General features: G+C 41.7%; 19 protein-coding genes. 14 read left to right on the top strand and 5 right to left on the bottom strand.

The annotated features are described in order from the left end of the window. Window positions 1–465: 465 nt before the first annotated feature. Window positions 466–870, bottom strand: coding sequence for an FxsA family protein (locus tag MSWHS_RS16190; RefSeq protein ID WP_048128542.1), 405 nt, complete (start codon window positions 868–870; stop codon window positions 466–468). A gap of 713 nt (window positions 871–1,583) precedes the next feature. On the opposite strand from MSWHS_RS16190, the gene MSWHS_RS16195 reads away from it, so the two are divergent. Continuing rightward, the gene (locus MSWHS_RS16195) at window positions 1,584–2,771 is read left to right on the top strand and encodes a lipopolysaccharide assembly protein LapB (protein WP_048159421.1); all 1,188 of its coding nucleotides are present in this window, start codon (window positions 1,584–1,586) and stop codon (window positions 2,769–2,771) included. Window positions 2,772–3,120: 349 nt separating this feature from the next. Here the strand turns inward: MSWHS_RS16195 and MSWHS_RS16200 are convergent, their stop codons facing one another. Beyond that, on the bottom strand, window positions 3,121–3,903 hold the full coding sequence (locus MSWHS_RS16200) for a metallophosphoesterase (protein WP_048159672.1): 783 nt from the start codon (window positions 3,901–3,903) through the stop codon (window positions 3,121–3,123). Window positions 3,904–4,486: 583 nt separating this feature from the next. On the opposite strand from MSWHS_RS16200, the gene MSWHS_RS16205 reads away from it, so the two are divergent. The 3 genes from MSWHS_RS16205 (at window position 4,487) to MSWHS_RS16215 (ending at window position 6,878) form a co-directional block, all read left to right on the top strand. Then, on the top strand, window positions 4,487–4,876 hold the full coding sequence (locus tag MSWHS_RS16205) for a hypothetical protein (RefSeq protein WP_197073964.1): 390 nt from the start codon (window positions 4,487–4,489) through the stop codon (window positions 4,874–4,876). A gap of 111 nt (window positions 4,877–4,987) precedes the next feature. Beyond that, window positions 4,988–5,188, top strand: coding sequence for a hypothetical protein (locus MSWHS_RS21800; RefSeq protein ID WP_231585487.1), 201 nt, complete (start codon window positions 4,988–4,990; stop codon window positions 5,186–5,188). Window positions 5,189–5,825: 637 nt separating this feature from the next. Beyond that, window positions 5,826–6,878, top strand: a complete 1,053-nt coding sequence (locus MSWHS_RS16215) for a tetratricopeptide repeat protein (RefSeq protein WP_048159422.1) — start codon at window positions 5,826–5,828, stop codon at window positions 6,876–6,878. Between the two features lie 203 nt (window positions 6,879–7,081). Here the strand turns inward: MSWHS_RS16215 and MSWHS_RS16220 are convergent, their stop codons facing one another. Then, on the bottom strand, window positions 7,082–7,783 hold the full coding sequence (locus MSWHS_RS16220; RefSeq protein WP_048159424.1) for a DUF434 domain-containing protein: 702 nt from the start codon (window positions 7,781–7,783) through the stop codon (window positions 7,082–7,084). A gap of 229 nt (window positions 7,784–8,012) precedes the next feature. Here MSWHS_RS16220 and ala point away from each other — a divergent pair, with 229 nt between their 5' ends. After that, window positions 8,013–8,993 (top strand): alanine dehydrogenase, encoded by a 981-nt coding sequence (ala, locus tag MSWHS_RS16225; protein ID WP_048159674.1) that lies wholly within the window; start codon window positions 8,013–8,015, stop codon window positions 8,991–8,993. 1,033 nt (window positions 8,994–10,026) lie between these two features. Here the strand turns inward: ala and MSWHS_RS16230 are convergent. Next, on the bottom strand, window positions 10,027–11,484 hold the full coding sequence (locus MSWHS_RS16230; RefSeq protein ID WP_048130428.1) for a cobyric acid synthase: 1,458 nt from the start codon (window positions 11,482–11,484) through the stop codon (window positions 10,027–10,029). 541 nt (window positions 11,485–12,025) lie between these two features. On the opposite strand from MSWHS_RS16230, the gene MSWHS_RS16235 reads away from it, so the two are divergent. The 4 genes from MSWHS_RS16235 (at window position 12,026) to MSWHS_RS21805 (ending at window position 16,298) form a co-directional block, all read left to right on the top strand. Further along, the gene (locus MSWHS_RS16235; RefSeq protein ID WP_048128468.1) at window positions 12,026–13,177 is read left to right on the top strand and encodes a hypothetical protein; all 1,152 of its coding nucleotides are present in this window, start codon (window positions 12,026–12,028) and stop codon (window positions 13,175–13,177) included. A gap of 74 nt (window positions 13,178–13,251) precedes the next feature. After that, entirely contained in the window at window positions 13,252–14,421 is a 1,170-nt protein-coding gene (locus MSWHS_RS16240) for an ABC transporter permease (RefSeq protein WP_048128466.1), read from the top strand. A gap of 788 nt (window positions 14,422–15,209) precedes the next feature. Further along, window positions 15,210–15,431, top strand: a complete 222-nt coding sequence (locus tag MSWHS_RS16245; protein WP_197073965.1) for a hypothetical protein — start codon at window positions 15,210–15,212, stop codon at window positions 15,429–15,431. A 696-nt stretch (window positions 15,432–16,127) separates the two neighbouring features. Continuing rightward, window positions 16,128–16,298: a hypothetical protein gene (locus MSWHS_RS21805; protein WP_231585488.1), complete on the top strand. Its 171-nt coding sequence runs from the start codon at window positions 16,128–16,130 to the stop codon at window positions 16,296–16,298. 90 nt (window positions 16,299–16,388) lie between these two features. On the opposite strand, the gene MSWHS_RS16255 is transcribed toward MSWHS_RS21805, so the two are convergent. Then, window positions 16,389–16,610 carry a hypothetical protein gene (locus MSWHS_RS16255; protein WP_048159426.1) on the bottom strand — a complete coding sequence of 74 codons (222 nt, stop codon included), beginning with the start codon at window positions 16,608–16,610 and terminating at the stop codon, window positions 16,389–16,391. 126 nt (window positions 16,611–16,736) lie between these two features. On the opposite strand from MSWHS_RS16255, the gene MSWHS_RS16260 reads away from it, so the two are divergent. From MSWHS_RS16260 to MSWHS_RS16280, 5 genes are all read left to right on the top strand, one after another. Further along, window positions 16,737–16,937 (top strand): hypothetical protein, encoded by a 201-nt coding sequence (locus MSWHS_RS16260; RefSeq protein ID WP_048128460.1) that lies wholly within the window; start codon window positions 16,737–16,739, stop codon window positions 16,935–16,937. A gap of 400 nt (window positions 16,938–17,337) precedes the next feature. Further along, window positions 17,338–17,547, top strand: a complete 210-nt coding sequence (locus MSWHS_RS16265) for a hypothetical protein (RefSeq protein WP_048128458.1) — start codon at window positions 17,338–17,340, stop codon at window positions 17,545–17,547. 90 nt (window positions 17,548–17,637) lie between these two features. Continuing rightward, on the top strand, window positions 17,638–18,945 hold the full coding sequence (locus tag MSWHS_RS16270; RefSeq protein ID WP_048159675.1) for an IS4 family transposase: 1,308 nt from the start codon (window positions 17,638–17,640) through the stop codon (window positions 18,943–18,945). A gap of 304 nt (window positions 18,946–19,249) precedes the next feature. Continuing rightward, the gene (locus MSWHS_RS16275; protein ID WP_048128456.1) at window positions 19,250–20,125 is read left to right on the top strand and encodes a DMT family transporter; all 876 of its coding nucleotides are present in this window, start codon (window positions 19,250–19,252) and stop codon (window positions 20,123–20,125) included. A 332-nt stretch (window positions 20,126–20,457) separates the two neighbouring features. Then, window positions 20,458–21,978 (top strand): AMP phosphorylase, encoded by a 1,521-nt coding sequence (locus MSWHS_RS16280; RefSeq protein WP_048128454.1) that lies wholly within the window; start codon window positions 20,458–20,460, stop codon window positions 21,976–21,978. Window positions 21,979–21,988: the final 10 nt, after the last annotated feature.

Genomic DNA, 21,988 nt, shown 5'->3' on the forward strand with positions numbered 1-21,988 from the left:
GCATTTTTGAAACAAATCAAATTAATTTGGACTTTTAATGGAACCTGGTGAAAATTGAATGATATCGTTTTTTTGTCTTTATGATACACCATATAACTGCTTTACCTCCTGCATAAAAGTCCAATAAATCCACGTTTTATTGAAAATCGATAGCAGGAAAAATTGTGAATATGCAAAAATTTACTGCGGAAAGTGGGTAATATGGTTGTACGGGTCAGAAATATTGTAATCGTGGTCGCTTGAGCAAAGATTACTCTAGAACTTATAGATTTGTCATATTGAGCAAAGCTCACTGCTAAACCCCATCAAATAGTCCTCTTGAGCGCAGCGTGGATAAACCCCATCAAATAGTCCTCTTGAGCGCAGCGAAAAGGACCTCGTGCTGTTGCGCTTGCAGTGCAACTCCCAGAAAATCTCCTATTTTCTGTGATCCCGAAGCGAAACTCGGGAAGCGAAACTTCGGGGTCACCTGAAATCCGTATACATCCGCATCTGGAAATTGCCCTGTTCTATCTTTTTCTTTATGATGCCTTTTGCTAACCCCACATAGATTTCTCGAATCTGGGGAATTAGCATGGAGAAGCCTATGGCATCGGTCAGAAAGCCGGGAGTCAGGAGGGCAAAACCTCCGATCAGGACAAAGAGCCCGTGCAGGAGTTCATTTCCCGGCACATATCCCTGTGCTGTTGCCTCCTGGATCTGGCGAAGCACCCGAAAGCCCTGGCTTTTTGTCAGGTAAGCCCCAAGGGTCGCAGTAATCAAAATAATAAGTATGGTGTTAGTAGCTCCGATTATACCTCCTATCTTGATCAGGAGATAAATCTCCACAATGGGAATAATCAGAAAGAGGGAAAAGAGTTTGAGAAACATGGTGGTCAGTTTCAGAGATCCTTAAATGGTTATTAAGCGTTTATTAATTTTTATCAGTAATTAACAGTTCATTTCAAATTTTTAAGCAATAAGAAGAGTATAGTTCTTATATATTGTTTTTTTGGAGCTATATTGTTTTTCGGAGCTTTATCTCGTAAGGCTCGGGGTCTGGTAGGGCAAAAAGAATCGGAAATGGCTCTTTTTTATCTCAAATTTAATACTAAATAGTAATTTTTCAATGTTTGATTTATGCTTTATTCGAAATTTTTTTAATGCTTTCTCCTATGAACAATACTTTCATTCGATATGCTTTTCTATTCTATTCGTATTTCTATTACTCTAACTTTCACTTTTTTATCTCAGTCAATCGTATTATTTTTTATGTTTTTATGTATTCTTATATATTTATTTAATCTATCCTGTCCTACTTCCCTTGTTTTTTATCCTGCAAAATCTATTTTTTTATGAAAACGCTGTCGTTCAATGCAATCATCTGTTTTATTTTGTGTAATAAAGGGATAGAGTGTTATACGATTATTGTAATATTATACTGGTTCTCATATGCACTATTCAAACACTAATATTATGTCAAATAGTCTTACGCACTATTCACTCACTAATATATTCAATTAATTGTAAAACTATACTCCGGATGTTACACTGACAACCCCCCTAATCAATTAACAACACTCAGTCTTCTGAGGTGCCGGATAATGGACTTTGACGCAATTGACGATTTCGTATACGAAGTAATTGGAATAATCGGATCAGACCAGAAAAACCTCCCCTATGCAGCTGATTTTGCTCTGAAAAGCTCTAAAAAGAAATCTTTTTCCCCAGAACTCTTACTTAACCTCTCCAGGGCATGCAGGCAGCAAAAAATGCATATGGAAGAATACGTTTTTGCAAAGGTCTGCTTAATGCAGGCCTCCGGGAAGCTCCGTGAAGATTCTTGTTATGCGCTGGGCACTGCAGCACATGTACTGGGCTTTTTCCCTGAAGCCGAAGCAAGCTACCGTGAAATTCTGAGCGAAAACCCTGAAAATGCAGATGTAAGATGCGCTTACGCTGAACTTCTTTTAGAGCTCGGAATGATTCAGGATGCAGAAAATGAGTATAAAACCGTACTTGAAAGCTCGCCTGGAAATGTAAAGGCAAATGCCGGGTACGCTTACCTCCTTACCGAATACGGGAATGGAGTTGAAGCAGAAGAGTGTTACTTAAGAGCTCTTGCTGGCAACCCGGACTATGTCCCTGCCAGAGGCGGGTATGCAAACCTGCTCTTTGAGCTTGGTAGGCTCAGGGATGCCGAGAAAGAATACAGACTTGCCATGAACCTGGACCCTGAAGACCCCAGCCTCCACCACAACTTCGGTGTTTTACTCTCTTTTCTTGGGCGCTCCTTGGAAGCCGAGGTCGAGTACAGGAAAGCTCTTTCCCTTAACCCCAGGCACAGGAGAACTCTTTTCAACTATGGTAACCTTCTCGCAAGGGAAGGCAGAGTCTCGGAAGCTGAAGAACAGTACATGGAAGCCCTTGCCCTTGACCAGAACGATGCAAAAGTCCATTCCAATTATGCAAACCTTCTTGCCCGCTTTGGAAGAAGGTACGAGGCTGAGCTGGAATACAAAAAAGCTCTCAGTCTTGACCCTGAAAGCGCTGAGGGACACTACAGCTACGGAAACCTTCTTTCGGAACTCGGGCGCTTTCCCGAAGCAGAGGAAGAATACAAAAAAGCCCTTTCTCTCAATCCTTATTACCCTCCGCTCCACTACAGCTACGGACTGCTTATGAGAAAAATGAATCGTTTTGACGAAGCTAAAATACAGTATATGAAAGCAATGCAACTCGACCCGGATATAGGAAGCAAAATGACAGAAACCTGGATTATTCTGGATTGAGAGAAATTAACCAGATGATATAATCAAGATTTAATCAGTAAATATAACTGAAAGATCCGAATCCAGAAGATCCGAATCCAGAAGATCCGAACTAAAATATTCAGGCATTCAAAAACATCTATCGTTATCAATGGATATCTATATTCACGGCATAACTCTGACATCCGTCTTTATATTCTAACTTTTTATGTTTTTTTTCCCAGGATATAAACTATCAAAGGTCCGGCATTATATAGAGACTTTGGTTTGAAGTAGTGATTCAGGCTGGAGCAATTTTTTTCTTTTACTTCAACTAATTTTTTGCTTTAAATAGGCGGCGTCTTTACTTATTCAGGCTAAATTTTCTACATTACTGAGACCGGTTTATAAAGGTAATAATTTTTAGCTCTCCTTTATCGATCAAGGCAAAAGCAGCAGCGTTTCCGAGCCCCACGTAATCCGGGCATGAAAAAAGGGAAAGCAGTTTACCGTCGAACCACCATTCATATCCGGTCCTGAGAGCTGTGTGCCCTCTCACAATTCTTTTAAAACCATTTGTCTCCAAAAAGCCGTCAACAATATCAGGCCCGAATTCCTTAACAGTTGAACCCCTTGATGAAGTGCTAATCCCCGGACGTTTTGAAGGGTCATTCCATAGATAAGGAAAAGCGCCTTCTTTTGTGATGGCATCAACACTTTCGATTCCATTGATTCCTCCGTGTACGCAGAAGGTATTCCCCGAGATTACTGCTGCTACCGGCAGCCTGTCATATGTCCTGCTGACATTCAGGAGAAAACCTCTGTCAAAGCCAATTTCCTCAAAAAAGCCGTAATATATGTTCATATCCACGGTTTCGTGGTTTCCTCTGAGCAGGAAAATGTTTTGAGGCTCCTCAAGTTTCAGCCGGAAAAGCTTTATAAGGACTTCTGTGCCCTGTATCCCGCGGTCCACATAGTCCCCCAGAAAAAGCATGGTTTTGCAGCCCAGTTCTTCTCTCATTCCCATTACAAAGTTAAGGGCATCAAGGTCCCCGTGGATATCTCCGATAAGTATAATAGACTCCGCAGGCTCCGGGTCAATCCGGAGCACAGCAGGTTCGGACTCAAGTACGTTATTTATCTTCTGGAGGAGAAGGCTAAGTTCTTCTTTCATTTCTGCTTTTTCAAGGTTGTTTTTTGATGTTATGGAACCACCCCGGTAAATCCCCTTAAATAAAGTCTTAAGAGGTTTTAAAGGCCGCCTATCGGAAGGTTTTCTTATGAGATAAAAGGGATTTTTACTCGATAAGCATTTCTGAGCCAGATACCGGAAGGTCAGTATGAAGCTCATATTCAATAATAAATCCCCGCACAAATGTGCAACTATTAAACTTTATTATCCGCATATACTAAAACAGGAAAAATCAGTTCAAGTCGAAAAGATGATTGTCCCCTGCTACATGGTTGATATTTTGGAATTCGAGCCCCTGCATAGCTACTGAGTTCGTTTATATTTCCGGTACGCGGGTGGGTTAAAGTGGAGTGCGGCGCGTGAAATGAAAGAATGTGAGATGTCATTTGAGGCCATGCGTGAAAAGAAAGAGCTTGATATGTCGTTTGAAGTCATTTTGGAATAATACCAACCAATTAATCAGGGACCACCGAAAAGATCAAAATTAGGAAAAAGCGGTTAAAGAACAAAGAATAAGAAAAAAGAGATATGCAAAGTTTAAGGATCTGAAAGGGAGTACAGGACAATGGAACTTGATATCAGTGAGCAGGACCCTGAAGAAATGGATCTTGCCGATGTTGCGCTTGAGTATGAAGAGCTTGTCTCTGCAATATCTATTCTGGAAAAGAGGCGGGAAGAACTTAGAGCCCGAATTATGGATACCTTTGCGGAAAAAGAAATTGATGTCCTGAGAGTAGGGGATGTGGAGCTCAGGCGGCACAGGGCGGATTGGAAACTCTGGCACATTAACAGGCTAAAGCCTTATCTTGTGGAACGTGAACTCTGGGATCTGGTCGAATCAGTTGACAGGAAGAACCTCAGTAATCTAATTAAGAAAGGTTTCCTGACTGAAGAAGAACTCAAGGGAATGTATGATGTGGAGACAAGGTATAGTTTGCGTGTGAGCCGCGTTTAATTTAGTGATCGGATCTTTTTGAGACCATCTTTTCTAATTTATTCTAATGATTTTATATGGCTAATATTCTCTAACCTGTCCACAGACACAATGAACCCGCTGGGAAACGAAATGGTTCTTATGCCCAAATACAATCTCACGCAAAATGTCAACGCCAGCGGAGCTTATTCACGAACTTCTGAGCAATTTGATTATGACAGCAAGATGTATGCCTATTATGATACCTCTTCGAATGCAAACGTCAGCATTTCCATCTACCTGAACGGACGTAATGAATGGTGGATCGGAGGATGGCAATATAATAGCTATTAGGAAACTATGGAAATTATGTTGTCCGGATCTCAGGATGGATGGACAACAGTAAGTGGTCAGGTTGTTACAGGAGAAGGAACGTACGATATATAATATGAAACATCGCCTGTCAAAACAGGCGGTTTCCTGATTCATTGTCTACTGTTATTATTACGACAAGAACACCTTGATTAATCCTAATACTCCACTTATTTAATTTACTCTATCAGTTTCAGAACTCATGTTAATTATTTTTATTGGATTTCTATCGTATCATGCTATTCTGACTTCAAAACATCATAATATTTGCTACTTTTTATTAGCCTTAGTGTGGTCTTGCAAAGCCACATGATGCAGAAAAATAGTATATAGGTGGATTTGTGGGTGTTGCTGTGGGCGCTATGCAGCAGCCGCAAAATGAGCTGTATCGCCTACGTTGACGGCGAACAAATAAACATATCTTAAAATCCTGAACCTATTCGTTTTGAAATCAATAAAGTAAAACCACATTTATTTATACTGTATTCCACAAATATAATAATGTTTTTAAGTAAAACCAAACAACTGCGCGTATAATGGCCGGATGAATATAAATGAATATTTATTTATAGCCAGCCAAATAAATTCACTGTAAAGGTAAAATTTAGGAGGTTTTTGCATGGAAATGGATGCCATAGACAAGCTGGTTTTTCATGTAATCGAAAAGGTTGCAGAAGATGAATGTGATCTCGATGAGGTCGTTGAGTTTGTCCTTTCTTTTTCACGTGAGCACTCGCTTTCGCCAGAGAATCTGCTGAAACTCTCCTTTATTTTCGGCAACGATGAGATGTACAGGGAAAAGTACGCATTTTCCAGGGCATGCGCCTTAATTTATTCAGGGAAAATGCGGGAAGAAGCCCACATGGAGGCGGGGAAAACAGCTTCTTTGCTGGGGCTTGGGGATCTTGCTGCCAGGGAATTTGAAGAGGTGCTTGAGGAAAACCCGGGAAATATAGAAGCTCTCTGTGGATACGGAGCCATGCTCGCCGAGTTCGGGAAACTTGATGCTGCAAGAGCCCAGTATGAAAAAGCCCTTGAAATCCATCCATTCCATATTGATACTTTCTGCAATTACGGTTGCCTGCTTTACAGGCTCAAGGACCTGGAAGGCGCTGAAGAAGCGTACAAAAAAGCCCTTCTCCTTGATCCGAGGCATGTGGGAGCTCACTGTGGGTATGGAATTTTGCTTTACAAAAGAGGGCAAAAAATCGAAGCTAGCTATCATTATATCCGGGCGCTTGAACTTGACCCCGGACATGTGGAGTCCAATTTCCGCTACGCCCGCCTCCTTGAAGAAAAAGGGGAGGCCCTGGAAGCTGAAACCCACTACATAAAAGCCCTCAAAGCAGATCCGGAAAGCCCGAAGCTCCACCTGTTCTATGCCCGCCTGCTTGCAGAACATGGAATTGTTCATGGGGCAAGGGTGCACTTCAGGTATGCCCTTAAAATTGACCCTGATGATGTGGAAGCACACTGCGAATATGCAGGGCTGCTTTCCAGGTTCGGGCACAGGCACGAAGCCGAAGTTCAGTACAAAAAAGCTCTTGAACTCGACCCCGGGCATTTTGGAAGCCTTTGCGGATACGGAGATCTGCTGAAAGAAAAAGGGCAGTACGCAGAAGCCGAAGAAATTTATAGGCAGGCAGAATATTCCAGACGGTGTGCCTGGTAATAAATTAATGAGCCTTACCTGCCTGATCAAGTGAAGTCTCAGGTTAGTAGAACTTCAGGTTAGTAGAACTTCAGGTTAGTAGAACTTCAGGTTAGTAGAACTTCAGGTTAGTAGAACTTCAGGTTAGTAGAACTTCAGGTTAGTAGAACTTCAGGTTAGTAGAACTTCAGGTTAATAGAACTTCAGGTTAATAGAGCCCTAATTTAATACAGCCTAACCGGCTCAATTCCCATTTTTTCCATGAGGCAGGCAGGGATATCAAGTACCTGAAGGACTGAGTCAATTACTATTCCGTCGGAGGTTGCAACAACGAGGTTATTTTTGGGATTTCCACCTTCGGTTTTCAGATCGAAATCCGTAGTTTTTGAGGTCCGGACCTCACCTGAAATCTTGTGTTCCTTAAGTTTGTGGCGGATAAAGCCTGCAAGTTCTCCGCTCCGGCTGATCTGTACATCAAGAAGGAAGGTCACCGACTTCGGGCGAGCTTCAGATATAAATTCAAGAACAGAATCCAGAGCTTCCTCGATATCTTCAGCCTGGTGTGCCTTACTGAAGTAGTAGCGGGTGTCCCTGATATATCCATCGTCGCAGAACCACATGGGCTCATTTTTCAGCAGGCTGTCCACGCTGAGGAGGACATTGTACCCGTCAAGGAGGAGGTCCCTATCTCTTATTCCGTTGCAGGCTATTTTTTTCCTGACTCTGGATACGATTTTATCCGGAGGCATGATCACCCTTGTGAGAATATGCCGTTCCTCGACACTAAGCTGAGAGTGGTCGGCTACGAAGCGGATGGTTGCAAATTTAGGATAACCCCAGCGCAGAATGCTTCTAATGTCTCTGGCAGGTTTCAGCAATTTTTCTTTCAGGTCGGGTCCGGGAAGAGCAGTAGAACTCTCTTGCATAATTTCTCCTTTCAGGAAGGAAGTTCTTTAAATGAGTGAAGATATTATATGTTATATATACATATTTGCGTGAATAAAAATGGCAATTTGTGCTGCCAGGCAGTCGATGTGCCTGTGTGCCTGCCGGTTTTTATTCTGATTTTATTTGATTTAAGCCTGGTTTTCAGCCTGAAGCCAGCTTATGGTTCAGATGTGAGGAAGGTCTATGGTTCCGGTGGAGGGTTCTGTTATGGAAGTATTGTGGTTGGCTCAGGAAGAGGTAAAAAGCGTTGTGGATATGCATTCTGATATGCTGGTAGTGGAAAGAGCTTTCAGACAGCATGGGCTTGGTAAGGTGCAGATGCCTCCCAAAGCCTATCTTTACTACAAGGCTTACAACGGTGACCTGAGGACAATGCCTGCATATCTTGAAGAAGAGGACATTACAGGTGTAAAAATCGTAAATGTCCATCCCGGAAACCCCATGCTTAACCTTCCTACAGTGATGGCGCTGATTATACTCATCTCCCCCGAAACCGGTGCTCCTGTGGCAATTATGGACGGGACTTATCTGACTGACATCCGGACAGGAGCAGCCGGAGGGATTGCTGCAAAATACCTTGCAAGAAAGGACTCTAAAGTTATAGGCCTTGTAGGTGCAGGAAACCAGGCAAGGACGCAGCTTGAAGCCCTCTGTGAAGTTTTTGAGCCCGAAGTTGTGAAAATCAATTCCAGGACAAAAGAAAGCTGTGAACAGTTTATCCGGGATATGGCAGATTTCGTGCCCTGTGAAATCCGTTATGAGGAAAGCATTGAAAAAGTGTGCGACTGCGATATCCTTGTCACGACAACCCCTACTAGAAAACCAATCGTGAAAGCCAGCTGGATTAAAGAGGGGACCCATATAAACGCAATAGGGGCAGATGCGGTAGGAAAAGAAGAACTCGACCCCGAACTCCTCCTCCGCTCCAAGATCATTGTCGATGATATGGTACAGGCGCTCCATTCAGGGGAAGTAAACGTTCCCCTTTCGAAGCACTATATCTCGGAAAATGACATTCATGCCCAGTTTGGAGAAGTTATTGCTGGCTTTAAACCTGGCAGGACAAGTGAAGAGGAGATTACGATCTTCGACTCCACAGGGCTTGCGATTCAGGATGTCGCAACCGCTCACATGGTTTATGAGAGGGCAGTCCGGAAAGGACTGGGCAGGCAGGTCCGTATGTTCTGAAATCTGTTAACTATTTTCTTTTTTCTACTTTTTGTCCCCACACTTTTTTAATTTTATTACTTTTTCGCCAGTCTCTGATTAACTGGTTTATCTATCCGGAATCCAGATAAGGAATACCTCAGTTTTCTTTCCCTGCGCCGCGTGGGACCGAGACCAGTCGCCAGCCAGATAAAATATAATCTGTAAAACAACACCGCAATTGAGATACACAAAATATATTTAAGAAATGTCCCCCGGTTCAAGAGGATATTTCCCTTTATCCTGAAAACCGATTTTCAATTTTAAGGTAAATATGAACGTCTCTACCAGCTTGTCTGGCTACTCGTGTGGTGATCTTAGATCAGTAAGATTAATTCGTAAGGAATAAATACTTAACAGCAAAAACAGGTATTGTTGAATGGTTAACTTTCTGGGATTTATTAGTCCTCTACGAGCAAACATACCAGTCCCCCAAATGGTATCAAATTTTCTTTCCAAAATAACCCCCATATTCTCCCCCTCTAACCATTCAACAACTCTTTTTTAGGCACAGGATTTCAATACAGAAAAAAATAGAAACTATGTATCTAGAAGCTATGTATCTCATCAAAAAATTCTAACAGACAACTGTACTTTATTTAATGCTATATTTTTTCCTTAAATCTCGTTGTCTGTATAAATAGTAACGGGCCTTCTTTCTGATTGTCTTGTTTCTTAATCTAATTAAGTAGGACAAATTCACAATACATAAATAGTTAGCGGTAAAAATTATTAGACGTTGAGCGGGTTCTGGGGAGCAGTTATACCTCCAAGAGCATTGTACTTTACCCCAATAATATCATTTTTTTAGTTCCGAATTTCCACCATGTTCTCTCCAGAATCTGCTCAACACCTGTTTTAAAACTTATCTCAATTCCAACCCGTTTCAGGATATTGCAAACCTTAAGGTGGGTACTATAAGTAACAGGTAATAACAGGTTCAGGTACTGCAGGAAAGCAGCACCTGTCGAGAGTGTTTTCAGTACTCAATTTCTCTTTGTGGGCCCGGGTATTTTCAGATCCCTGCAATTTCGTAGAGCTTTTCCATGTCAATGTTTTGCTCAAATACCCTTGCGAGTTCCTCATAGGCGTCGTTTTCGCTTACGATTTCTTCAGGCCTGTATTCCAGCCCCTTTTTCTTGAAGAGGTACTGAACAAGGGCATTTCTGATATTCCCATTGTCAAAGAGCCCGTGAAGATATGTACCGATCACCAGGCCTTCTTCATCAATGGCTCCATCGTTTCCGAAAACAGTACGGTTTGAATCCGTAACTCCCATGTGAATCTCATAACCTTTTATTTCTTCCCCATCTATGGATTTCAGGATAGGACCATAGCCGTTAACTTTCTTTGTTACCTGGATTGTCCTCTTTTTATACTCCCCGAATCTGGTTCCTATATTCAGAAGCCCCATACCTTCAAACTCAGCTTCGACTCCATTTTCCACTCCTGAGTCAAAGATAGTCCTGCCAAGCATCTGGTAACCGCCACAGATCCCGAAGATCGGGATTTTTCCTTTGAAAGCCTGGATTTTTTTTTCCATCCCGCTTGCCCTGAGGTCGAGAAGGTCATTGATCGTGTTCTTCGTGCCAGGGATCATGATTGCATCAGGGTTTCCGAGTTCTTCGTCAATGTCTACGTAACGGACTTTTACGAGTCCCTCCAGGGGTTCAAAGTCCGTAAAATTTGAGATTCTGGGAAGGCGGATTACAGCGATTTCAATTTCTTTCTCGGTCTTTGAATCTTCTTTATCTCCGAGTGATACTGAATCTTCCGAGGGGATGCGGAGCTTGAAATGGGGAAGGACTCCGAGCACAGGGATTCCGGTTTTTTCCTCAAGCTGCTTAAGTCCAGGCTTCAGGATTTCAGGGTCGCCCCTGAATTTATTGATTATAAACCCTTTGACATTCTTCTTTACATCCTCGGGCAGAAGGGCAACTGTGCCGTAAAGGCTTGCAAACACGCCTCCCCTTTCTATATCTCCGACAAGAATTATGGGAGCCTGAGTGAGCCTGGCAGTACCTATATTTACGATATCCCTTTCATAGAGGTTGATCTCTGCAGCCCCTCCGGCTCCTTCCATAACAATAACGTCGTGTTCTTTCCAGAGCCTTTCTAGAGCTCCTTTAAGGACTTTATGCATCTCTTCAATGGAATCGTAATACTCGCCTGCACTCTTGTCAGCATAGGGTTCACCCAGCAGGATTACCTGGGAAACACGATCCCCCTTTGGCTTCAGGAGGACAGGATTCATGTCTGCAGTGGGTTCGGTGCATGCGGCTTTCGCCTGGATTGCCTGTGCAATCCCTATCTCTTTTCCGTCTTTTGTGATCCAGGAATTCAGGCTCATGTTCTGGGCCTTGAAGGGGGCAACCCTGTAGCTTCTAGACAGGATCCTGCATATGGCAGTCACAACTGAACTTTTCCCAACATGAGAGGCGGTTCCCAGGATTAAGAGGCTTTTCTTCTCCATTTTTACCATACCTTCTGCTCGAACACGTATTTTTTATATAATTCAGGTAAAACTAAAAATTTCAGTAAAACTGACAGTGAGATTTTTGTTCCCAGAGCGATAAATCAAGTAAACTTGCTTTGATTTAATAATTGTCATCTTATACTTCAACTAAAGAATAAATACTTTCGGATTCACTGCAGGTTTTGTTTATTTCATTCAATAAATTATTGATTTCTCAAATTTTTTTATCTTCTCAACCTCCGGTGATCTCTTATTAATCGGTTGGTTATCCTGAAATATTCGAAGATGGAATTTTCACTCCTGTTCATTTTTTCTTACATTTTTTATCCTGTTCCCTGTTCCTTTCATGTCAATATTTTCTCCTTACTTTTCCTTTGTTCCGTTTTTACATGTATCTCAATATCGTTTTTTCTAGCTCCTGGTTTTTTTTCTCTGTTTCTCCTTCGGCAAGGGGTAAAAATAACCTGTTTGTCCGGCTGCATTTCTTTTAAATATGATCCGAACAATCTTTTTGTTATAGATTCTGGGAAAAAAGACTATGAAAACCGTTCTCTTCTTACTTATCTCATTTCTGATCTCAGTCATTCCGGCCTCTGCGGCAGACACTTCTCAGGTCGACGGAACAGGTTCAGCCCGCATAACCGAACTCTACAGTGACCTCGAGTCCTTTGATGTAACCCTTTACTCAAACCAGCCGGAAGAGAACCTGACCCTTGAGGTATTTCTGGTCAGGCCGGATAGGGGAAATGAAGAGGTTATTGTTGCACAGGCATTCTCAACTGGCAGTTTTCCTGCGAATACGAGGGTCACGAAAGTTGGCTTCTGGAATATCAGGAATGCCGAACGCGGGGCTTACACTTTGAAGGCAAGGCTTCTTAAACAGGGGAAGTTACTTTCTGAATCGGAATATGGTTTTGTTTACGGCAGCAACTCCGCTTCCAAACTTCAGGTCGATGATCTCGTCCCCAACTCCGAAGGAATCACTGTTGTGCTTTCCCCCACTCAGGCTTCACTTTTTGATCTAGAGTATATGCTTGTAGACGGACATAATGTCCTTTACAGTACAAAAATCGAAAAGGCATCTCTAACCAGCGTTCCAGAAGCTTTTTCTGCGTCTTGGGGGACTCTTCTCGAAAACAATAAAGAGTACACAGGGAGAGTGAAGGTTCAGGTCTATTCCCCCAACAGGGGGTTTATCGCTTCAACAGAGAATTTCACTTCTGTAGACGATGCAGAGATTACTGACATCTACCAAGATGAAACCGGAGCAAGTGCAACTGTTTTAGGGCGTTCCCAGGTGCCTTTTGAAGGAAGCCTGGTTTTTTCCGTATATGAACTGCAGGAGACTTCGGAGCGTGGCAGTTCTGTGTTTGTTGAGTCCATCCGGGAAAGGGTTCCCGTACTGCTGAATGATGACGATGAGACGGTTGAGGTTGCCTGGAAAGAAAGGCTCACAGAAGGAGTCTACAGGCTTGAGATCGAACTTTTTGGCAACAACGGAGATGTTATCGAACGCAGGGAAACCATTATTGAGTCTGATCTTTCCCCATCGAATGCGAGTGAATTAAGCCCTGGCACAGGGAACGAAACCTCAGGTGAAAACGGCGGAAACGGCATCCCGGGCTTTTCGGTTGCTTTCGGAGTCACAGGACTTGCAATGGTTTTCACCCTTTTCAAAAAGCTGCATTAAAACCCTTCCTGCGTAAAAGAACTGGTACAAATCAGGAAAAAATTAGACTGAAGTTCAAAAAAGCCGTGAATATCATGCGTTATGAACTCTTTATTGCCCTCAGGCAGATCCGGGCAAGAAAATTTCAGACTCTCCTGTCGGTAGGCGCAATAGCCCTTGCTGTGATGTTACTCACGGTTTCCCAGGCTCTCATGGTGGGTTTTACAGGGGAGCTTTACAATACTACCGTTAACAAGCTCCCTCACGTTTCGGTCTCTCCACAGGAAGGTGAGGATCACATCTATCTCTACGGGACTCTCATGGAAGAGATCAGTTCAATCGAAGGAGTTGCTGCAGTTTCCCCTTTCCTGACGGGGCAGGCTTCTTTCAGGTTCAAGGACAATTCCCTCAATGCCGAGCTTAAAGGTGTGATTCCTTTACAGGAAAATGAAATCAACTCTATTGAAGAAGATATTATCGAAGGCGGTTTCCGTGAACTCGAGTTTTCAAGAAATACGGTGGTTATCGGCTCAAGGCTGGCAGACAAACTTGAAGTTAATCTGGGCGATTCTATAGACGTGTCTTTTCCGAATGCAAATCCTCTTTCGCTCCGAATTGTGGGAATCTTTCATACGGGTTCGCCTCTGGATGAGTCCCTGACCTACACTTCTCTGGATACTGCTCAGGATTTTTACGACGTCTCGGATGTGGTTAATGGTATTTCAGTCCGGCTCAGGGATTTCAATACGGATCGGGAAGTTGCAACCGAGATCGAGGAAACCGGTTATAAGGCAAAGGGCTGGACAGAGACCAATCCTGCAATCCTCCGTACCATTGCTATTGAAAGCACTTCAAACAATGTTGTATATGGCCTTATTATTGTCATAGCCTCTTTTGGCGTGGTCAGTACCCTGAACCTTTCGGTTATCGGTGCAACAGGCCAGATAGGCATGCTTCGAGCTATGGGTGCCTCGGTCTCAAGCATCCAGAAGATCTTCATTCTCCAGAGCGGGATTTTCGGACTGCTGGGAGCCCTTGTCGGTACTTCTATTGGAGTCCTTATAGCCCTGGCAATAGGCGGATATGAAATCCCGGCAGCTTCTTCAGATGTCTACAGTGGTATTACCTTTATCCCGATTGTTGTCCGCGCTCAGGACATCGTGTTAATTGTTGCTGCAGTTTTTCTGTTGAACCTGATTACTGGAATATATCCTGCGCAACAGGCGGCGAAGCTGGACCCTGTAAAAGCAATAAGCACAAGGTGAAATTTCTGGAGATTTGATTCACACCCTTAAATGAGAATATAACCTGCAGGAAGCAACACTTAAAAAAATGTAAAACTTAATACAAATAATGGTACAGATATAATGATACAGATATGTATAAATCAGCACATAGCTATGTTGAATAAGTATATTCTACAAATGGAAAGACCTCTGTTAAAATAGTAACTTCCAGGTTTCTCCTCTTTTTATTGTTTCATCCAAATTAATTTGTAAAAGTAATAAAATTAGTACTGCTCTTAAAAAAATTAGTAATGCTCTTATAATTATTGCTGGCATTAAACATTTCAATGTGAGCTAATATGTAGCATGGATTGAAATTTCAATGCCGGTAATTATATATCTTTTTTGAAGAATTATTACTTATTTCGCAAGCATAGCGAACAAAAGCGAACAAAAAATACTTTGTGCAGGAATTCTCATCAACTGATCATTGCGTGGGAATTCTACTTTCATATTTTTTTATCCTCTTAAGCCTGAAACATTTTTTTTTATAGGGATTTATATTTTGATTGCCCTGACCTCTTTTTGATTATCCTAACTTTTTTTGATTATCCTAACTTTTTTTTCAAAATGATCTTTAATTTTTTAGATATATCAGAAGTTCTTAACGTTTATTGTCCGAATACTTAATCGAAATTCCTAAAATTGTCCTGTCAATTGAAATATTCAATTGCAATCTCTGAAAGTCTCTCGAAATTATTCTGGATATCACTGTTTTTTACACCAGATACAAATATTTATATTCTTTGGTAGATAATTTTTCTTTAATGGACGACAGCAAAGAATACCAGCTTTATCTTGAAGCTCTTGACGAAGAGAATTCTGCGTGGAAAAGAAGGACGGTTGTAAAGAAACTCAGTGAATTCAAAACTGAAGAGTCCCTCTACTATCTGAATGAGCTTGTTGTTGACAGGTACTGCGTAGTTCCGGATTGGCTTAAAAAGATTGCAAGAGAGTATTACGTATGTCTGTGCCTTGAGTTTCTTTAAAAACTTAATTTTCTAACCGGCTAATTCCCTCAGGCTATATTCTCTCTTGCCACGAATGCTATAGCCGACCTGTCGTAAAAACTTGAGTAAAAACAGTCTTGTTAATGCATACTTAATCCCTTTTTTTATATTCATGCCGATTTTTTTCTATCATATTTATTATTTGTTCTTTATTATTTGTTCTTTATTATTTGTTCTTTATTATTTGTTCTTTATTATTTTCTCTTTTCATGTCTTTTATAATAACTATTTATTTTTATATCTGACTATCGACAGTAATGGTTATATATTAATCTGTAACTTTTTTTGGATAGTGAATATCTATTAAAAACTAAAGCTCCGGTTTCTGGGTATGTTCAGGCTTATTTTCCATCTTCGGGTTAAAGGGTCTGAGGAGTCAAATCTACGCATCGCTATTTAACTCAATAAATACTGGATTTTTTTGCTCAGTTTCGTATCCATTTAGTTTCGACCCCTTCAGGATTGACCTTTACATTTTGCTCGATTCCGCGGGACAATATCCAGATTTGAAATTTGAGGAGGTACTTATATGAAGAAGTTTCTGGTTTTGATATTACTCGTTTCAGTAATCTTTGTATCTGGCTGCGAATCAACGAAGTCTCCGGTTGATTCTGAAGATCTGGATGTAAGCACAGAACCCCTGGTTATCAAGGAGTTAATGAGCAGGATGTTTCCGTGTCCGTATTCAACAACAACAGCGTCCAGGCGATTGATGCGGTGTCTGTAAGTTCATTTGATCTTTTTACGATTGTCGGGTCAAGCTCACAGGTGAATATTCCTGCAGGTAAGCGGGCTTCTGTTAGTTTCAGGGTTATAGCTCCTTCTTTTTTCTATCCGGGAAACTGAGAAAGGCGAAAACGTCACTGTGTAATTTTCTGTTAAGAATGACCAGAACACTGACAGTTCGATGCTTTCCGTTAAAGTCAAGATTATTGATCAGGAAACCCGGCTGATTGTGGCGGAAAAAATATCGACATGGGTTATATCAAAACCCATTCCCTGGCCTAAAATAGCGTTTCTCTGGGGGTCGCAGACCCAGGGGATTAAGAGGTTGAGGTCCAGCTTTTCAAGGAAGGCCAGCTTCTTGATTCGGGAGGCAATTTTGTTACCATAAAGGTGGAAACCTTTGCGGACCAGCCGGTCGATATCCTGCTTCAAAGGTTCAAGCCGGCTTAGAGGACATGTGCGTTTTGTACTTCCCCGAAGGGCCGAATATACTTTTTCGGTTACTGTGGAAAAAATGGCCGGGAAATAGTCACGTCCGAAGTTCCCGAACCAATTATAATGGATGAAATCGAGTGGAAAGTTACCATAAATTACCCGCTTATGGAAGAAAACATGCCTGTTGAAACCCCGGAGGAAGAAAGAGCTCCCGGTTTTAAGGGTTCGATAGTATTTGCAGCCCTCTTGCTGACAGCATGTGTTATGCACAGAAAACGCCTGAAGAGTAATTCAGTACCAGCATCCATAAAACAGGTTTTCTAAAATACATTCCCTGGTTTTCAAAATCAAAAACTATAAATTTATTTATAACTTAGAAGGTTGTATATACCTGAAGCATATATTTCAACAATCCGGATTTTTTATAAAATCTTAAGAATAGGCATACATAAAGTTATAGAGTTCCCCTTTACTAATGAATTCTTATCTCTGGTTACTGTAATGAAGTAAAATCACTTCTTTCCGGTAGAAAATGTAATTACTGCTTAATTTCGTCATACTCAGGTTTTTAGAAGTATTAAAAGGTCCTTAAAGTGGATAACTAAAGAGTCCTTAAAGTGGATAACTAAAGAGTCCTTAAAGTGGATAACTTGAAAATAATAATTTGAAACAATAATTCAGAACTATAATTTGCTGGTGAATAATCTCAGGAGGGACTGTCTGTATGAGCAAGAAGGACACCGAAAAGATTTTGGGAGGACCGGCAGTAATCTTGCTGCTTGTTGGATTAGCGTTAAGTGCTGTTCTCTTCCATTTTATGATCAAATTTGCTAATGAACTGAATCTTTTTATGGTTCTCTTAACTTCGTCATTGATATGCATAATTGCAATAGCTATTGCAAGGGGTCTGGTTTCCATATCTAAGTACAAATAACTAAACTCCAATGCATACGTCATCGGTTAAGCGTTAGGGAATCACTCTCGTATGTGTTTTTATAATAATAATCTAAATATTAGTGCATCTATGTCTCCTCGTCCCCCACCTACTCTTGAAGACTCTCTTCGGGAAATGTTTCCCGAAGAGTGGTTAAGGCAAACTGCCAAAGAAACTGACCTCATAGTACGTGAGCGTAAAATTGACCCTGTCATCATCTTTTGGGTTTTAACTCTTGGTTTTGGTGTACGCTTGCAGCGTACACTTGCCAGTTTGAAAAGAGGATATGAAAAAGAATCAAATAAGACATTAAGCGACAGCAGCTGGTACTATAGATTCACTCCAGAACTTGTTGAGTTTCTTCATCAGTGTGTTATTCACGGCATAGAAGAGCTTGCAAAAGAACCTGGTAGAAAACTTTGCAAAAAACTCGAAAACTTTCAGGATGTTCTCATTCAAGACAGCACAATTGTTCGTCTTCACTCATCTTTAGCAGACAAGTTTCCAGCAGCAAGAGCAAGAACAGTATCAGCTGGGGTAAAAGTGGGAGTTATGGTAAGTGCAGTTGCTAATGGGCCTAAAACAGTTGCTCTGTACTCTGAAAAAACAGCTGAGATCAAAACATTGAAAATCGGCCCATGGATCAAAGACCGTATTCTTCTTGTTGATCTTGGATTTTACAAAACTCAAATGTTTGCAAGAGTTGAGGAAAACGGAGGATATTTTGTCTCAAGAATAAGGAAGAATATGGATCCTATTCTTGTTTCTGTTGAAGAAGGACTTTCTAAGACAAAAAGCAAAGAGTTCGCGGAAAAACCTGTTAGTGAGTGTATTAAACAACTCTCTGGAAAAGATATTGATGCAGTTGTAAAAATAGCATTCAAAAGAAGAGCGTATAAAGGCAAACAAAAGCGGGATGAGATGCTTGTACGTCTTGTTGCGGTATATAATGATGAGGATGAAAAGCATCACATATATATCACAAATATTCAGAAAGATGTTTTGAATGCAAAAGACATTGCAAAATTATATGGAGCAAGATGGGACATAGAACTGCTGTTTAAGGAGTTGAAAAGCAAATACGCTCTTGAAATTCTTGAAACAAAGAATGTGCAGGTAATTGAGGCTTTAATATGGACAGCAATGTTGACACTAATCGTTAGCAGAAGAATTTATTCTCTCGTAAGAAACTCGACAGCTCATCCTGAAAAAATGGCTCAATATACGCAGTTACGTTGGAGCACAATATTTGCAGAGAATGCATCAGATTTGTTGACAGTAATTCTGAATAGATGTGGAATTCAAAGAACTTTTGAAACAATAATGAGTGTATATGAAAGTCAAGCATTGGACCCGCATGTAAACAGAGAAAGGTTCAGAGAAGAATTCTTTTTATGAAAAGGTGAAATGAAAAACACTATTGGTAGATGGAAGTAAGTTCTTAACCGATGACCAATGAACTCCAATGTGTACCTATTTTTTACCAATATACCCCTTTTACCCTCTTATTTTTTATATCCGTACTTTTTTCTGACTCTCGTTGAACCACCCAAATTGTGCCCTGGTATGGGTGCAGTTCTGTAGTGTGTTGTCGTTAAAGGACGATGACTGAAGGTTCTGGATTAATAAATTACAGGGTTAGAAATAGTAAACCAGGGTTAAGGTATACTAAACTGAATATCTGGAAAAAGAAGGTTGTGGAATGCAAAAACGGGCATATTTACTGATTGCTGCAGGGGCGGTCCTGTGGGGTACGATAGGGATTTTTGTTAGAGGTTTTTATGGTTTCGGATTTTCCCCTCTTCAGGTTGTAACTCTGAGGGTTTTTTCAGCTGCTGTTATCATGCTGATTTACCTTCTTCTTACCAGGCCGGAACTGCTGAAAATAAGGGTTCAAGATTCTCTTTATTTTGTGGGGACGGGCATCTTCAGCCTTGCTTTCTTTAATCTCTGCTATTTTTCCACAATCAGGGAAACTTCAATTGCAATTGCCGTTACTCTACTCTACACAGCCCCTGCATTTGTTGCAGTCCTTTCCAGAGTTTTTTTCAGGGAAAGCCTTGCAGCAAAAAAACTTTTTTCTCTGGGGCTAACCCTTGTGGGATGCGCTTTTGTGACCGGTTATCTTCCGGGGCTCGGGGATTCTCTTCCCATTTCCCGGCCAGGGCTTCTCACAGGGTTAGGGGCAGGTTTCGGATATGCCCTTTACAGCATATTCGGAAAAGCTGCCCTTAAAAAGTACCATACAATGACAATTGCAGCTTATACTTTCATTTTCGCAAGTCTTGCTCTCCTGCCTCTTAGCAACTTTAAAAATTCGGCAGGAGCTTTTTCTACGGGCAGTTTCTGGATCTACCTTGCAGGACTGGGCTTTTTTCCCACTGTACTTGCCTACCTGCTTTACACAAAAGGGCTTGAGGAAGTCGAATCAGGCAGGGCATCCATAGTAGCAACAGTAGAGCCGGTTGTGGGTACCTTTGTAGGTTTTTTCTTTTTCAGGGAAATGCTATCAGGCTGGCAGCTAGCAGGGGTTCTGCTTGTACTTGTGGCAGTTGTACTGATACAGGAACGAAAATGAACCTTTTTTCTTCCTGCAGTCTTTCTTCCCGAGGTTCTCTTCTGCTACCAAAAGGTTTTACGGAACTATTTAAAATAATATGAAGGTTAATATGTTAGCTCAGTTTAGTATTGATGGTCTGAGATCTTATATGGTCTGATATCTTACCTGAAATCTTACATGGTCTGATATCTGACCTGAGATCTACTGTATCTACTCTTAATCTCCATATTTTTTCAGACTTTCTGTTGGCTTCCGGGTTTGAAAGCCAGCCGAGGGTCTAATTCAGGCGAAATAAATTACAATGACAAAATCATAATTATATTGAGAAAGAAAAGGATGGTGTTTATTCAATGCAGTTGAAGCTGGAACATTTTGACATAAAAATAGGGCAGCATAAAGCGTTATTTAATATTGCCGATGCGAAGGAGCTGGGAATTAATCCGGGAGATAGGGTCCGCATCCGTGGACATCAAAGCCTTTCTGTTATTGTGGACACAACTGACAATATGGTTCCTCCGGGTACTCTTGGAGTTTTTTCTGAAGTTCACGAGCACTTCCTGGACTGGGATAAGCCGGTTGAAGTTGTCCCGGCACTCCGCTCAAAATCGGCGAATGTAATAAAGAAGATGATGGACAAGAAACCTGTTATTCAGGACGAGATTAAATTGCTTGTAAATGATATCGTGGAGGAAAACCTCAGTGATGTCGAACTTTCGGCTTTTATAACATCTTCTTATATCCACGGGATGACTGATGACGAAGTCGAATGGCTTACAAGGGCTATGATCGACAGTGGAGACAAGATTGAATTTGATACCCATCCTATTATGGACAAGCACTCGATAGGAGGGGTGCCCGGAAACAAGATTTCTCTCCTCGTTGTCCCTATCGTCGCTGCAAACGGACTGATGATCCCTAAGACAAGTTCCAGGGCAATCACAGGTGCGGGAGGCACTGCAGACCTTATGGAAGTGCTCTGCCCCGTTGAGTTCAGCTCTCAGGAAGTTAAGGAGATAACTGAGAGGGTGGGAGGCGCTCTTGTCTGGGGTGGAGCCACCAATATTGCACCCGCGGATGACAAGCTCATCAGGGTTGAGTACCCTCTATCCATTGATCCTTACTGCCAGATGCTTGCCTCAATCATGGCAAAAAAGGGAGCTATAGGGGCTGACAATGTGGTAATGGATATCCCTGTCGGGCCAAGTACAAAGGTTCCCACTGTTCAGGAAGGACAGAAACTGGCAAGAGACCTTATTAATCTCGGGCACAGGCTCGGAATGAACGTTGAATGTGCCATTACCTACGGTTCTTCTCCTATTGGAAGAAAAGTTGGTCCGTCGCTGGAAGTAAGGGAAGCCCTGAAAGTTCTGGAAAGCATGGAAGGTCCAAACAGCTTAATTGAAAAGAGCGCTGCCCTTGCTGGTATTCTGCTTGAGATGGGAGGGGCGGCTCCAAGGGATCATGGAAAAGAAGTTGCAATGGAAACGCTCAGGAGTGGAAAAGCTCTTGAAAAGATGAGACAGATCATTGAAGCCCAGGGCGGAGATCCGAATATTAAATCCGATGATGTACAGGTAGGGCAGTACACAGCTGACATTTTTGCTTCTACGGATGGATATGTTATCGAGTTCGACAACAAGTGGATAATTGAGATTGCCAGGCTTGCAGGGGCTCCAAGCGACAAGGGAGCCGGGGTCGCTATCCATAAAAAAATGGGAGAGCAGGTTAAAAAAGGAGATTCGATTCTTACTATTTATGCTGAAAAAGAGTTCAAGCTCGATATTGCATTGACAACAGCCCAGAGAACAAATCCGATAATAGTTGAAGGCATGCTTCTGAAGAGAATCCCCGGAATTTATGGGTTACAGTGATACCCATATT

The sequence above is a fragment of the Methanosarcina sp. WWM596 genome (assembly GCF_000969965.1).
Classification (GTDB): domain Archaea; phylum Halobacteriota; class Methanosarcinia; order Methanosarcinales; family Methanosarcinaceae; genus Methanosarcina.

Excerpts from the sequence above, each read along its gene's own strand:
- MSWHS_RS16190 (WP_048128542.1), bottom strand. The coding sequence starts at position 870 with ATGTTTCTCAAACTCTTTTCCCTCTTTCTGATTATTCCCATTGTGGAG.
- MSWHS_RS16195 (WP_048159421.1), top strand. The coding sequence starts at position 1,584 with ATGGACTTTGACGCAATTGACGATTTCGTATACGAAGTAATTGGAATA.
- MSWHS_RS16200 (WP_048159672.1), bottom strand. The coding sequence starts at position 3,903 with ATGAAAGAAGAACTTAGCCTTCTCCTCCAGAAGATAAATAACGTACTT.
- MSWHS_RS16205 (WP_197073964.1), top strand. The coding sequence starts at position 4,487 with ATGGAACTTGATATCAGTGAGCAGGACCCTGAAGAAATGGATCTTGCC.
- MSWHS_RS21800 (WP_231585487.1), top strand. The coding sequence starts at position 4,988 with ATGGTTCTTATGCCCAAATACAATCTCACGCAAAATGTCAACGCCAGC.
- MSWHS_RS16215 (WP_048159422.1), top strand. The coding sequence starts at position 5,826 with ATGGAAATGGATGCCATAGACAAGCTGGTTTTTCATGTAATCGAAAAG.
- MSWHS_RS16220 (WP_048159424.1), bottom strand. The coding sequence starts at position 7,783 with ATGCAAGAGAGTTCTACTGCTCTTCCCGGACCCGACCTGAAAGAAAAA.
- ala (WP_048159674.1), top strand. The coding sequence starts at position 8,013 with ATGGAAGTATTGTGGTTGGCTCAGGAAGAGGTAAAAAGCGTTGTGGAT.
- MSWHS_RS16230 (WP_048130428.1), bottom strand. The coding sequence starts at position 11,484 with ATGGAGAAGAAAAGCCTCTTAATCCTGGGAACCGCCTCTCATGTTGGG.
- MSWHS_RS16235 (WP_048128468.1), top strand. The coding sequence starts at position 12,026 with ATGAAAACCGTTCTCTTCTTACTTATCTCATTTCTGATCTCAGTCATT.
- MSWHS_RS16240 (WP_048128466.1), top strand. The coding sequence starts at position 13,252 with ATGCGTTATGAACTCTTTATTGCCCTCAGGCAGATCCGGGCAAGAAAA.
- MSWHS_RS16245 (WP_197073965.1), top strand. The coding sequence starts at position 15,210 with ATGGACGACAGCAAAGAATACCAGCTTTATCTTGAAGCTCTTGACGAA.
- MSWHS_RS16260 (WP_048128460.1), top strand. The coding sequence starts at position 16,737 with ATGGATGAAATCGAGTGGAAAGTTACCATAAATTACCCGCTTATGGAA.
- MSWHS_RS16265 (WP_048128458.1), top strand. The coding sequence starts at position 17,338 with ATGAGCAAGAAGGACACCGAAAAGATTTTGGGAGGACCGGCAGTAATC.
- MSWHS_RS16270 (WP_048159675.1), top strand. The coding sequence starts at position 17,638 with ATGTCTCCTCGTCCCCCACCTACTCTTGAAGACTCTCTTCGGGAAATG.
- MSWHS_RS16275 (WP_048128456.1), top strand. The coding sequence starts at position 19,250 with ATGCAAAAACGGGCATATTTACTGATTGCTGCAGGGGCGGTCCTGTGG.
- MSWHS_RS16280 (WP_048128454.1), top strand. The coding sequence starts at position 20,458 with ATGCAGTTGAAGCTGGAACATTTTGACATAAAAATAGGGCAGCATAAA.